General features: G+C 47.1%; 7 protein-coding genes and 1 other RNA gene. All 8 read right to left on the minus strand.

The window, feature by feature from the left end; genetic code table 11:
- Nucleotides 1–46: 46 nt before the first annotated feature.
- Nucleotides 47–3286, minus strand: a complete 3240-nt coding sequence (locus HV261_RS08540; RefSeq protein ID WP_202038003.1) for a type I restriction endonuclease subunit R — start codon at nt 3284–3286, stop codon at nt 47–49.
- Nucleotides 3287–3344: 58 nt separating this feature from the next.
- The gene (locus HV261_RS08545) at nt 3345–4577 is read right to left on the minus strand and encodes a restriction endonuclease subunit S (protein WP_202038004.1); all 1233 of its coding nucleotides are present in this window, start codon (nt 4575–4577) and stop codon (nt 3345–3347) included.
- Nucleotides 4574–6121: a type I restriction-modification system subunit M gene (locus HV261_RS08550; protein ID WP_202038005.1), complete on the minus strand. Its 1548-nt coding sequence runs from the start codon at nt 6119–6121 to the stop codon at nt 4574–4576. The genes HV261_RS08545 and HV261_RS08550 overlap by 4 nt, the downstream gene beginning before the upstream one ends.
- A 1362-nt stretch (nt 6122–7483) precedes the next feature.
- Entirely contained in the window at nt 7484–8713 is a 1230-nt protein-coding gene (locus HV261_RS08555) for an integrase arm-type DNA-binding domain-containing protein (RefSeq protein ID WP_044255242.1), read from the minus strand.
- Between the two features lie 165 nt (nt 8714–8878).
- Nucleotides 8879–9242, minus strand: a transfer-messenger RNA (tmRNA) gene (ssrA, locus tag HV261_RS08560).
- Nucleotides 9243–9314: 72 nt separating this feature from the next.
- Nucleotides 9315–10478: a beta-barrel domain-containing protein gene (locus tag HV261_RS08565; protein ID WP_202039673.1), complete on the minus strand. Its 1164-nt coding sequence runs from the start codon at nt 10476–10478 to the stop codon at nt 9315–9317.
- Nucleotides 10479–10485: 7 nt separating this feature from the next.
- Nucleotides 10486–12672: a type I secretion system permease/ATPase gene (locus tag HV261_RS08570; protein ID WP_202038006.1), complete on the minus strand. Its 2187-nt coding sequence runs from the start codon at nt 12670–12672 to the stop codon at nt 10486–10488.
- A complete protein-coding gene (locus tag HV261_RS08575; protein ID WP_202038007.1) occupies nt 12669–14078 on the minus strand; it encodes a TolC family outer membrane protein in 1410 nt (469 codons plus the stop codon). Before HV261_RS08575 ends, HV261_RS08570 begins: the two co-directional genes overlap by 4 nt.
- Nucleotides 14079–14120 lie beyond the last annotated feature (42 nt).

The following is a 14120-nucleotide window of genomic DNA, read 5'->3' on the forward strand; positions in this document are numbered from 1 at the left end:
TCTCCTGTATAACTTAAAATAGTTTGTATGTTAAAATTTAGGGGGATCATTTTCCTAATTCTCCAGCTAAAAGTTCAGCCTGCTTCAAAATGGTCTCTGTGGCGAGCAAGGACATATCGGGTGGATAACCATATTTTTTGAGCAGACGTTTTACCACCACGCGAATTTTTGCTCTTGCTGCTTCTTTCACTGTCCAGTCAAGACTGACATTGTTGCGGATAGCCTCTGTAAGTACGACTGCCAGTTCTCGTAGTTTTTCCTTTTCCATTAACTCGCGAGCACTGTCGTTATCTGCAACAGCAGAATAGAAGGCATATTCATAAGCGCTGAGGTTTAACTGGCTGGAAAGGCTGTCAGATTCCTGGATAGTCTTGGCAAGCTTGATTAGCTCATCAATTACCTCCGCTGCGGTCAGTACCTTGTTCTGGTAGCCATTGATTGCAGAGGTCAGCATATCAATCAGTTTTTTGCCTTGGGTGATACTTTGATTCGAGCGAACCTTAATCTCGTCAGAAAGCAGTTTTTTAAGCGTTTCCAAAGCAATATTTCTGTGTTGGTAATCCTTCATTTCCTGAAGGAATTCTTCAGAAAGAACGGAAATATCTGGCTTTTGTATCCCAGCAGCGTCAAAAATATCAACAACTTTATCGGTAACCAGAGCCTGATCGATAGTCTGTTTTACCCGAACTTCCAGACTGTCATTGTGTTCTTCTTCTGATCCGTCTGAGTTTTCAGTAAATTTATTCAGTCTGGCTTTTACTGCCTGGAAGAATGCTACTTCGGGTGCCGCTTCCATTGCTTTATCGTGCGGTGTCGCCAATGCAAATGCCTGCGACAAGGCTGCAACCGCAGCCAGGAAACGCATTTTACCTTTACCGTTATCCAGCCCTAAAATATGGTTTTCTGATTCAAGAATAATTGTCAGGCGTTGTGAAGTAGTTGCGGCAAAGTAAGCTTTGTAATCGTAGCCATGCATCATGCCTTCCAGGATTTCCAGCTTTTCCTGCATGAGCGTTACAGCTTCTTCCTGAACCTCAGCAGGATCTCCACGTCCACCTGCATCAGAGTAAAAGGAGAGGGCTTCTTTTAAATCACAGGCAATGCCCAGATAGTCAACAACCAGACCGCCTATCTTATCTTTATACACACGGTTCACACGGGCAATTGCCTGCATGAGGTTGTGGCCTTTCATTGGTTTGTCGATATACAGCGTATGCATGCTGGGAGCGTCGAAGCCGGTTAACCACATATCACGCACTATCACCAGTTTCAGCTTGTCGTCGTCATCCTTCATACGATTAGCCAGAACCTGACGTTCTTTTTTTGTGGTGTGGTGTTTAGCGATTTCTGGTCCGTCAGCAGCAGAAGAGGTCATGACGACTTTAATCACGCCATCATTTAGATTATCGCTGTGCCATTCAGGTTTTAACTCTATGATTTCTTTATAAAGTTCAGCAGCAATACGACGGGACATGGTGACAATCATGCCCTTGCCATGATCGGCATTAGATTTTAAGCGCTGTTCAAAGTGCTGAACCATATCCGCCGCAATAGCTTTAATACGTTTTGAACTGCCAATCAAACCTTCGATTCTGGCCCATTTAGACCGTTCTTTCTGGGTAAGCGTCAGCTCGTCTTCGTTAAACTCATCGTCGAAGTCTTCAATTAGCTGGCGACCTTCGTCACTGATGGCAATTTTGGCAAGACGGCTTTCATAGAAGATACGCACGGTTGCACCGTCTTCTACGGCCTGTGAGATATCGTAGATATCAACGTAGTTACCAAAAACAGCAGGTGTGTTTACGTCCGTTTTTTCTATGGGGGTTCCGGTAAAGCCAAGATAGGTAGCATTGGGCAAGGCATCACGCATATATTTGGCAAAGCCGTAAACGGTGCGTTTACCTGTTACGTTGCCTTCGCTGTCTTTCACGTCAACTTCTTTGGCGCTGAAACCGTACTGGGAACGGTGTGCTTCATCAGCGATAACGACAATATTAGTTCTGTCGGACAGCAACTCATAGATATTGCTGCCATCATCAGGCTGGAATTTTTGAATAGTAGTAAACACCACACCGCCAGAGGCGACACGCAAATATTCTTTGAGTTCTTCCCGGTTGTTGGCCTGTTTTGGTGTCTGACGAAGTAGCTGAGTGGCAGAAGAAAACGTACCGAATAGCTGATCATCCAAATCGTTACGGTCAGTGATCACTACCACTGTTGGATTATTCAGCGCCAGTACAATCTTCCCGGTATAAAACACCATCGAAAGCGATTTACCGGAACCCTGGGTATGCCACACGACCCCCGCTTTACGATCTCCGGTTTTTTGCGCATTAACAAGAACTTTACTGTTACGTCCCTGCTGGCGTAATGCCACTTCGGCAGAGGGGGAGTAAGCATTCACCGCCGAGGCACGAATAGTGGAAAGAACTGCTGCATTGACCGCGTAGTACTGGTGATAAGCTGCCATTTTTTTAACAGTACGGATACTGATAATCCCTTTGCTGTCTTCATGTTTGCTGGCCTCAAACACGATAAAGTGGCGGATCATATCCAGCAGCGTTACAGGATTAAGCAACCCCTGTAATAAAACTTCAAGCTGTGGTTGGGTACTGGTGGCTTGCGTTTTACCGTTAGCAGTTTTCCACGTCATATAACGACTGAAATCGGCAGAAACCGTCCCCGCTTTGGCTTCCAGCCCGTCAGATATCACATTAAAAGCATTGTAGTTAAACAGACCGGGGATTTGGTTCTGATAGGTTTTAATCTGATTATAGGCACCTGTTACCGTAGCATTTTCGTCAGCGGCATTTTTAAGTTCGATAACGACTAATGGTAGACCGTTGATGAATAAAATAAGGTCCGGTCGGCGGGTATGGTTGCCTTCTTTGATGGTGAGCTGATTAATGACCAGAAATTCATTATTAGTGGGATCGTTAAAGTCGATCAGGCAGGCCAGCTCTCCTTGTGTATTACCATCCTTGCTGACTTCGATATTGATTCCTTCGGTCAACAGGCGATGAAAGGCCAGATTGTTTGTCATTAGGTCAGGTGTGCTGATCTGCATCATCTGTTTCAAGGCTTCCTCACACTTTTGTTCACTGAGGTGAGGATTCAGGCGTTGTAGGGCAGTACGCACCTTATCCTCAAGGATAACCTGCTGATAGCTACGTAACGGATTGATTCCACTGGGTTCAATGTCCGGGCCGTAAACATACTCATAGCCCAGCCCTTGCAGGTGCTCAATTGCCATTACTTCAATATCGGATTCGGTCATCTTTGCCATGCGTACTGTCCTTATTGCCGCTTAACCAGAGAGCGGGCTGTACACCCGCATAATTATTTTATGCTACTGATGCGATTGCTTCTTCTGCATACTGAACCCGTACTTCACCGCTCATCAGTTTGGGAAGTAAGGTATCGCGGAGTTTTTCTAAGCTATCAATTTGTTTTGAGTTGTTAATAAGTTTACTTTCAAATGAATCTAATAACTCATTAATTATACGTAGGGAAGCTTCTGTTGGCAGATTAACATTGAACTTCTTAAGATGATCCAAGTTAACTCGTTGTCTGCCAGTTGAACCTTCCATACAGCTTTCTGCATATTCCTTGAAGTCTGGATTTCGGCACATTATATATGAAATCATAGGATGAATTTCTTTTTTAGGACGCATGACTATGAACTCAGTTGAACCCCATCCAGTTTCATTGTTATCTAAAAAATCAACATAGGACGCTTTGCCATTTTCTAAACATGGGGTAATTCTCGCTAACAGAGTATCTCGTTTAGTGAATTTGGTTCCCGAAGAAAATGGACGTTTGTAATATCCAGTAGCACGAAAAATATCTGTACTTAGTCCAGCCATGTCCAAATAAGTAGCGTCTTGGCTTTTAGTTAAAGTTCGCTTTGGATTAAAGTCAATTATTTGTTCTAGATTAACTGATGCACCCGTTTCATCTAAAATGAACCACTGTCTAAACATGGTTTCAGCCATTAATTCAAGTGTTTTATTTTGATGATGAAGCAGGTCTATTTTGTCATCGAGAGAGGAAAGCACAGATGCGATGGCTTTTTGCTCATTTATTGGAGGAAGAATAACTGGTAGATCATGTTGAGCAGTTATACCTATGTAAGCTCTTGTCGAACCAGCATCTCCATGATTAGCAAGAGTTTGTTGGAAATCAGGGGTGTCAAAATAATATTTTAAATAATGATTATTTATTCTGTTCTTGTCTTTTACTCTATAATAAGTAACTTGTGGTGTTAACATTATAAAGTCGGTTTTTAATGGCGGAACGATAGCTGTCCGGCCTAATGTTGCTTTATGTGTTAATAGAACATCCCCTGTTTTTGCGAATCCTTTACGTAGAGACAATGCTTGTTGTTTGGATATAAACTTACATCCAACCAAATCGATTTGGCTATTGTTTATATCTGAAGCCATGACGAAAGGAATTCCAGACGATACGAAGTCTGCACCCTTTGGGTGTATGCCGCCATGATTACCATCTAGTGGTTTTTCAAGGCTACCATCACTTACCAGATCTTTAATTTGTAAAAATTCCCACTCACTCATAATATTACCTTCGCAAGATTATCAGCGATAGCCTTATTCAAGCGTGTTTCTTCTTCCAGTTGTGCTTCAAACTCGGCTTTAAGAGCCGTAAAGCGTTCTTTAAAGTCAAAATCGTCTTCTTCGTCAGCAAGGCCAACATAACGGCCAGGAGTTAGTACATAATCAAGTTCAGCGACTTCGTTGATATCAGCAGACGCACAGAAGCCAGCGATATCTTGATAGTCGCCACCTTTGTTACGCCAGTTATGGTAGGTATCGGAAATTGTTTTGATATCGTCGTCGGAAAGCACTTTGGTACGACGATTAATCAAATGACCAAGATTACGGGCATCGATAAACAGAATTTCTTTACTGCGATCACGATATTGACTGCTGTTTTCACGATCACGGCGCATAAACCATAAGGCCGCAGGGATCTGGGTGTTCAAGAACAGTTTTGCAGGTAAGTTAACGATACAGTCAATAACATTGGCATCTTTTACCAGCGCCGCACGGATATCACCTTCACCCGAACTTTTAGATGTTAAAGCCCCTTTTGCCAGCACAACGCCAGCCTGACCTTTTGGAGACAGGTGGTACAGGAAATGTTGCATCCATGCAAAGTTAGCATTACCAGCAGGTGGAATGCCATATTGCCAGCGGGCATCACCACGAAGCTGCTCACCAGACCAGTCAGAGACGTTAAACGGTGGGTTAGCTATGATAAAATCAGATTTCAAATCTTTGTGGGCATCGTTAAGGAATGAACCTTCATTATTCCAGCGAACGTGTTCAGAGTTAATTCCACGAATTGCCAAGTTCATTTTTGCCAGACGCCAAGTGGTCTGATTGGACTCCTGCCCATAGATTGAAATATCGTCAATATTTCCCTGATGTGCTTCTACAAATTTTTCTGACTGAACAAACATACCACCAGAACCACAGCAGGGATCAAAGACACGGCCTTTGTAGGGTTCAAGCATGTTTACCAGCAGGCTAACAATAGATTTTGGCGTATAGAACTGCCCGCCTTGTTTTCCCTCTGCGAGTGCGAATTCACCAAGGAAGTATTCAAATACATGGCCTAAGACGTCTGCAGAACGCGCTTTTGCATCGCCTAATGCAATGTTACCAATGAGATCAATCAGTTCACCAAGGATAGTGGCGTCGAGGTTCTGGCGAGCATAGACTTTCGGCAACACACCTTTTAATTGTGGATTTCCCGCTTCGATAAGCTCCATAGCATCATCGATCAGCTTACCGATTTCGGGTAGCTTGGCCTTAGAAATCAGATATTTCCAACGTGCAAGCTCTGGGACAAAGAAAACGTTGTAAGCGGTGTACTCGTCTTTGTCTTCCGGGTCAGCACCTGCGAACTCGCCTTCACCGGCTTTCAGCAACTCATAATGAGATTCAAAAGAATCAGAAATGTACTTAAGGAAAATGAGGCCTAGTACGACATGCTTGTACTCGGCTGCATCAATGTTTTTACGCAGCTTGTCTGCCGCTTTCCACAGGATGACTTCTAACGGATCTGTTTTGATTTCTTTAGGTTTTCTTGCCATTAGCGTAACTTCGTGAATTAGGATGGTAGCCCTATTTTGCCTTAAAGTTCCGCTTGTTACGAGCTTATACAGCGATTAATTATTATCTGATTTTAGTGTTTTCGTTCAGCTCAGCAAGTGCAATGACTCATGGGGTAAGTGCTTTGTAACAGGGTTGTTGATGTCAGTCGTTGGCCCTCAATGGAGTCACGGTCATAGGCATAATTGCTGTATAGCTGTTAATGTTTGTCTGGGTGAATTTCTACTATTCGGACTAACACCAAGTGAGTTCCATACTACATAACTGTGAGAATTTTCTGTACCCTTCACTCTATCCTCTTCTTGCATATTTACAGGAAGATAAAGCAAAAGATACAAAACTTTGTAATCAAAAAACTGTCTTAATGTACTTACATCACGTTTAGTTATTAAATTTTTTGTCATGGTGAAAATTTTTACTTGGTCATTAAAATTCATCGGGTGTTAATATTCTAAACGAATAGGATGTCAAGCTAAAATGATGTGTCAAGTTGTTTGTAAAGTGAGAGGTTTATTTTTGGAAGAAATGCTTAAGAGAAGTATATATGATATTTGCCTGAATATAATTATTGATATGCAAGGTTGGCAGAGGTTTTCTTTCTTTTCTAACCGAAGGGAAGAAAAGCAAGGGGAACTCGAAGAAGCAAGCGCAGCGGCTTCGCAGAGTTAGCCCTTGCTTTAGTTATAATAATAAAAAACTGTAGTAGCAGATATTCTTATATAAATATATATAGCTTCGCTTGCATTGATTTTAAAGCTTCTCTTGCAGTTCATGAGAAGCTCCGAATTCATCGCTTCGGTAGCTTAAAGGAAGCTAAATGAAAAGGCTGTTTAAATGCTTCGCGTGTATTTATTTTAAAGGCTTCTCTTGCAGACAGGTAGTGCTTCTAATATACATCTTCGATTGTGCAAGTGAAACTTGGTAATACATTTCTTCAGCACAAGATTATAATGGGCTATAACAGTGAGTGGTAAATATGTAGGTATGAAATTATTATCGCGTATTGAATTTGTATTAGTTATTTTTTAAAGTCTGATTATTTGTAAGTGAAAAATTAATTTTATTTGACAGGGTTGCGATGAGTTATATTTTCATTTGATTATAAGTAACGAGGGGAATGGTATGGATTTTATTTTTTTAAAAGTATAATGGCATTGCCAGATCTAACATTAATTTTAGAAATAAATCACATCACAGATATTGACATTATTTAAAAATGATTTATTAATAATGTATGTCATCAAGTGTTTTTGCTGATATGTATCCTGTACTATGTACAGTTTGTTATTTGCCCCATGTATGGGGATACTGGAAAGGCTACTGATTAGTGGCCTTTCGTCCATTTAAGCAGCAAAAATTTTAAGCTGTTGTGCCAGGACATAATCTCCCCACCACTGCATGAGAGCTACTCGTTCGGTAATATATTCCGCACGATTATATGCAGCGATAATTTCGTCTTTTTTTGAGTGGGCAAGGGCCGCTTCAAGGGCATCTGTCCTGAACTTACCTGACTCTTCCGCTGCCGTTCTTGCAATAGATCGCATTCCGTGGGCAACAAGTTCACCTCCAAAGCCCATACGGATAATTGCTGCATTGGCTGTTTGTTCATGCATATGATTTAAGGGAGCCTTTATGCTGGGAAATACCCACTCTCGGTGCCCACTGATTGATTCCATAGACTTGAGTATCCGAAGAGATTCTTTGCTTAATGGGACCTTATGAGGTTTTTTCATCTTCATAAATTCAGCCGGGATGTTCCACATGCTGTTATCCATATCTATATCAGACCATCTTGCGCGGACTGCTTCACCAGGGCGAACCCATGTGAGAAGTTGCCATTCAATCAATAGTCTTGTTTCTAAACGGACAGAAGCATTGTTCAGTGCTGCCAGAAAACGAGGGAGTTCAGAGGGGGGTAAGGCAGGCATATTCTGTTTTTTAGGCCTACTGAAACGTTGGCCTAGATTATCTGCGGGGTTAAATTCAATCAGCTCTTCTGTAGCCGCCCAACGGAAGATTTCATTCAACCTGGAAATTAGCCGCCGCAAAGTTTCCAGTACTCCTCGTTGTTCAATTGGATCAAGATGCTGCTTTAAGAGCTTGGGACGGATCTCATTGATTGGCACATTACCCAGACCGGGGAAAATATTTCGTTCAAGGCTCCGCCAGATGTCTTCTGCATGGTCTTGTGAGATGCCAGAGGTCTTTACCTTCTCATCCAACCATTTTCTCGCCACGGCTTGTAATGTGTGTTCTGTGGCATTCTTTAATGCATTAGCTTTATCGTTGTTATGGACTTGAGGGTCCGTGCCATTCGCAAGCAAGGAGAGGTATTCATCACGCAAGGCTCTTGCTCTTGCCAGGGTAAGGTGAGGGTAGGTCCCAAGGCTCATCTTGGTTCTTTTCTTGCTCACTGGCACTGAATACCTGAAATACCAATTTTTTTTCCCACCTGTTGAGAGGGGAGAGATTCGTAGAATCAAGCCATCCCCGTCAAACAAGTTGACTTCTTTGTCTGCTGGCTTGGTGTTTTTGATTTCTGTGTCGGTGAGTTTCTTCGCGATCTTTGCCATTTTGGGACCCTCGATTTTTGGACCCTTTGTCTTGGGTCCCATTCAGGGTGCCATAACTCGTGATTCTCAGCAATTCTCACTAGACGACAATAGACGTAAAAAAGCCCGCATAGCTTGTGCCATGCGGGCTTAGAAGACTTCACTGAACTTCAGTACATCAATGTTTGGTGGAGCTGGCGGGAGTTGAACCCGCGTCCGAAATTCCTACATCCTCGGTACTACATGCTTAGTCAGTCTTTACATTCGCCTGGCACCTGCGGACAGACACGCCACTACCAGACTAGCCTGATTAGTTTTAACGCTTCAACCCCAGGCAGGGCATCCACGCGATCTCTTTTGGGTTTGACCTCTCTTTGATCCCCGTCTTAAGAGCGGAAGCTAGGGAGAGAGGGCTCAGAGCAGGTTATTAAGCTGCTAAAGCGTAGTTTTCGTCGTTTGCGACTATTTTTTTGCGGCTTTTTACGAGGCCAACCGCCCCTCGGCATGCACCTTGGGTTTCGCGAATCCCGTCGAATCCAGAATCAGCCCCAATGTGTTGCAGCAAGTATAACAGACTTGTGACACGCGTGACCAGCCCCCGCAACCCCTTAACCGCAAGGATTTACCGCTCGCGCAGTGCTTCTTTTGCACGATTAAATGGTTTGATTAAATAGTCGACGATGGTTTTTTCACCTGTTTTTATATCCACTGTGGCAATCATGCCCGGTACGATAGAAAAATGGCGTCCCAGCTTGTTCTGTAAAAAGTCCTGATGGGTACGTATGAAAACGCGGTAGTAGAAGATTTCCGGCTTCACTTTGTCCTGAATGGTATCTGGGGAGATGGTTTCGACCACGCCCTCCAGCCCTCCGTAAATGGCGTAGTCATAGGCAGTAATCTTTACCAGTGCCCGCTGTCCGGGGTGGATAAACGCGATATCGCGTGGTGACAGGCGGGTTTCAATCAGCAAATGATCGTCTACCGGGACAATCTCCATCATTTCGCCGTTAGGAGGGATAACGCCGCCAATCGTGGTGACCTGGATGTTTTTTACGATACCGCGCATCGGGGCGCGAACGGTCAGGCGGGTAACGGAATCTTCGCGACCTTTTAAGATGGCCGCCAGCATATCCACCTCGGCGTTGGCCTTCGACAGCGCTTCACGCGCCTGCACGTAATATTGCGAGCGCAGGTCGGTTATTTTGAGTCCAAGATCGCTTTTTTGTCGTTGCAGGCGCAGCACTTCCACATGGCTGGCGGCACCGCTTTTCTCCAGCCGTTGGGTGATCGCCAGTTCTTTGTTCACGGATACCAGCGCATCCTGTAGTTCCACCATCGAATCGGCAAGCTGTGCGCGGCGACTTTTATATAACCGGGTTTCAGAGGCGATAAGCTCCGGCCAGGCCTGTAGCGAGCTGGGGAACGTTAGCTGCAAATCGTTAACTTCGGCATTCAGTCTGGCGCTGGATGCTAAAGATGCACGGTATCGGGCGGCGCTTTCACCCATGTTGGATTCAGAACGCGTTGGGTCGAGGCGGGCGACAATCTGGTTGGCCTGAACTTTATCACCTTCGTGCACGCTGAGTTCGGCGAGGATCCCGCCGTCTAGCGACTGCAATACCTGTTCACGCGAGCTGGGGATGACTTTCCCACTGCCGGTAGAGACTTCATCCAGTTTACCGAAATACGCCCATCCCCCCAGGATGGCAAAAAGCAGTGTGCTGAGCAGAATAATGCGACTGGCGCCGGAAAAACGGTGTTCCCGGCGGATATCGAGGTCGTCCATGGCGGCGTCATGCGGATTGGTTTTCATTTTTCCACTCCCGACCGTGAGTCTGTGCAGGTGCCCGATTTGCATTTAGCGCCTGCGCTTTTGGGGCATCCATGACCAGCTGACCTTCTTTGAGCACCACCACGCGCTCGACCAGCTCCAGAACCGGAACGCGATGTGTGGCGACAATCAATGTGCGGTTGCCCAGCCACTGGTTTAACCGTTGTATAAATTCCCGTTCGGTGTGTTCATCCAGCGAGGCACTGGGTTCGTCGAGCAGTACGATATTGGGCGATCGCAGTAACATTCTGGCGAGCAGAATCGACTGACGCTGCCCGCCGGAAAGCCCATTACCGCCTTCCATAATGGGGTGCGCTAGCCCTTTGGCGAGTTGTTTGACGAATGCAGATGCGCCACTGACCTCCAGCGCTTCGAATATCTGCGTGTCGCTGGCATGCGGTGCGCCGAGTGTCAGATTCTCGCGTAACGTACCGAAAAAAAGCCGTGCGTTCTGGCTGAGAAAGCCGATATTGCGGCGTAAATCAGCCATATCGATTTGCGCCAGACTCAGGTTATCGAGCCGGACATCACCCTGAATAATCTCTACGCCGCCCGCCATAGCCTGTAGCAGGGTTGATTTACCCGCGCCGTTACGCCCGAGAATCGCAATCCGCTCTCCGGGCATCACTTCCAGGCGCGAGATGCGTAACGGTACGCGCTGGTCGTCACTGTGGTAGCGAAAGTGCGCATTTTCAAACAGATAGTGGCCGCGGAAGATGTCCTGGTGTACCCGGTCTTCATCGTGCTGCGTCTCGGTGGGAAGTTGCATAATGCTGTCCAGCCCCATTTTGGCTGCTTTGACCTGCTGCCAGCGAGCCAGTACACCACACAGGTTAGCCATCGGGGCGATCATCCGTGATCCGAGCATCGAGGCGGCCACCACGGCCCCGGTGGTCATCGTGCCTTCAATCACCATGGGCGCACCGAACATAATGATGGCGGCGTAAACCAGGCTTTGTACTGACATCCCCCAGCCGATCAGCCCCTGGGTAAGCTTGCGTGTGCGTAGCCCGGACTCGCCAGTAATGCGGATATAGCTGTTCCATTGCTGTAAAAAGCGGTTCTCCGCCTGCATGAGCTTGATATCTTCCAGCCCCTGAACGCTTTCGACCAGCACCGCGTTGCGCAGAGTGGATTCATGTGCGGCCTGGTTAGCAAGCACCGCCAGCTTTTTCTGTAATAACAGCCCCGGCAGAATCATCAGAATGGCAGCGACGGGGGCTATCCACGCCAGCGGCGGAGCAATGCACGCCAGTACGACAATAAACAGCAGGAAAAACGGCAGGTCGACGATGGTCGACATGGTTGAGGAGGTGATCATCTCCCGGATCTGCTCCAGCTCGCGGAGTTGGGAAATAAAGCTTCCTGTCGAGCGGGGAACCGCGCTATTGCGCAACCGCAGGGCGTGGCTGAACACGCGATCGGAAATACGCATGTCTGCGCGTTTACCGAGTAGATCCATAATGTGGGTACGTGCTTCGCGCAGCAAAAAGCCAAACAATACCGCGACCAGGACGCCGGTCGAGAGAACATAGAGAGTCGGATACGACTGGGCGGGGATCACCCGGTCGTAAACCTGCATTGAAAAAATTATCCCGGAGAGTGACAGGACATTAATCAGAAATGCAGCAATCATGACGGGCAGGTAAGGGCGGATATCTTGTAAAACCAGCTCGCGTATCCAGTCGGGTTTAAAGCGCGATATATAGCGATCAACCCGACTGTCTTTTAACGCCGATAACGGGCGCAGTGCGGTGATAGTATGGATTTCAGGCAGAAGCTCAGCCACCGCCAGCCGGTTGCGCTGTCCCTCGTCGGCAATAATAAAGACATCCAGTGCATCTTCACCGTTGAAATGTTCTATCACCATGATTTGGCCGTCGTGCAGTTCCGCTACCACCGGCAAACGCCACTGGCTAAGTACCTGCTTTGCGGTATCCAGCATATGAAAGGAAAGTCCCGCCTGGCGCGCTAATTGCGTCAAAGCAAGGGTTTTGCTTTTTCCCTCGAACCATGGGGCGTTGGCCTGGATAGCGCCTGGCGAGCAAGTGAGGCGATAGTGGCTGGCAATGTGGGTAACTGCCTGCGCCCACTGGCTCAGGGCGGGTTCGCCAATAGCATCTTCAACAACAGGCTCGACGTCGCTCATAGCTGGATCTCCACCGATTGAATGCTGCGGTTATTTAAGGCGAACGCCTGGCGCAACGATCCGGTGTTGTAGAGGCAGTTCAGTTGTAGCTGGCGCAGCTGGCTTTGGGTCTGGAGTTCGGCAAAACGGGCCTGGTACACTTCCTGTTCGGCGTTAAGAACATCGAGTAATGGGCGTGAGCCGAGATCCAGATACTGCTGTTGATACAGTTCACGAGTGCGTTCGCTCAGCCGCTGCTGGCGGCGCAGGATCTGCAATACAGTCGCGAGGCTCATTGCCTGGCTGCGGGATTCCAGTAATTTTTGCCGTACTTCAAGTCGGGTGCGCTGAATAGAGTACTGTGCGGACTCTACCGCGTGGCTGGCGGCGTTGCGCCGGGCGGTGAGACCGCCGCCCTGATACAGCGGCATTTCGACTTTTACCCACGCAGAGTACTGCGTTTTGTCGAGCACCTCATGGCTGGGGTATTTGTCGTTGAGATAGTGCTGAACCGATGGCTCCAGGGAAATGGTTGGCGTCATCTGTGCGTTGGCGTAATCCAGATTGGCCTGTGCAACGTTCGCCTGTGCCCAGGCCGCCAGCACGGCAGGAACCAACTTATCCTCCGGTTTTACCACATCGCAACTGCTGTCCAGTTTTACCGGAAACTCATTGCTGATGACGTTCAGTGAGCGCCAGCCGAGATAGCTCATCAATGTCGCTTTGCTACTGTCGAGATTGGCCTGATATTGCGCCAGCTGTGAACGAGCCGACTCAATACGCGCATCGGTTTGTACCACGTCAGACAGCGAGGTCGCCCCTTCATCATTACGTTCTCTGGTCAGTCGACCAATACCGTTTAGCGCGACCAGTTGCTCTTCGGCGGCATCCACCATCTGTTGCCATGTCTGAACCTGGACGATGGCATTGGCGGTGGCGTGGGCGACAGTATCGATGCTGAGTAACACGTTTGCCTGCTGTTGCGCCGAACCGGCGGTTTCGGCGCGCACCTGGCTGGCGACTTTGCCAAAGTCATACAGCATTTGTGACACCGAAATGACCAGTGCAGGGCTGAAGCCATGGTCGGTGTAGGTATTGCTGTAGCCGTTGTTCATTCCGGCTGTAACTTGCGGATAATATTTCGCTTTCGCCACGTCTATCTGCTCATTTTGCGAGAGCAGTTTGCCAATGGATTCACGAATAGAAGGATGCCAGCTCACGGCGCGGCTCACCGCGTCGTTAAGCGTCAGGCTTCCGGGAGCGGCAACGCTTAGCGGTAGATCGGCCACAGAGCCATCCAGAGAGGGAAGCATCTGACTGGTTGCCAGCCCTTCCGGCGTAATAATTTGCGGTTCATCTTCGGCATTCGCACGAACGGAACAGAACGTTAATGCCAGCAGTACAGCGACAGGGGCGACATTTCTCATAGTTTATCCCTTGCAAAATAGGGCAGTGACGACTGTTATTGC

The sequence above is a fragment of the Citrobacter sp. RHBSTW-00671 genome (assembly GCF_014103415.1).
Lineage (GTDB): Bacteria > Pseudomonadota > Gammaproteobacteria > Enterobacterales > Enterobacteriaceae > Citrobacter.

What these genes read in the sequence shown, in the direction of transcription:
- HV261_RS08540 (WP_202038003.1), bottom strand. Translation starts at nt 3,286, where the DNA reads ATGGCAAAGATGACCGAATCCGATATTGAAGTAATGGCAATTGAGCAC.
- HV261_RS08545 (WP_202038004.1), bottom strand. Translation starts at nt 4,577, where the DNA reads ATGAGTGAGTGGGAATTTTTACAAATTAAAGATCTGGTAAGTGATGGT.
- HV261_RS08550 (WP_202038005.1), bottom strand. Translation starts at nt 6,121, where the DNA reads ATGGCAAGAAAACCTAAAGAAATCAAAACAGATCCGTTAGAAGTCATC.
- HV261_RS08555 (WP_044255242.1), bottom strand. Translation starts at nt 8,713, where the DNA reads ATGGCAAAGATCGCGAAGAAACTCACCGACACAGAAATCAAAAACACC.
- HV261_RS08565 (WP_202039673.1), bottom strand. Translation starts at nt 10,478, where the DNA reads ATGGACGACCTCGATATCCGCCGGGAACACCGTTTTTCCGGCGCCAGT.
- HV261_RS08570 (WP_202038006.1), bottom strand. Translation starts at nt 12,672, where the DNA reads ATGAGCGACGTCGAGCCTGTTGTTGAAGATGCTATTGGCGAACCCGCC.
- HV261_RS08575 (WP_202038007.1), bottom strand. Translation starts at nt 14,078, where the DNA reads ATGAGAAATGTCGCCCCTGTCGCTGTACTGCTGGCATTAACGTTCTGT.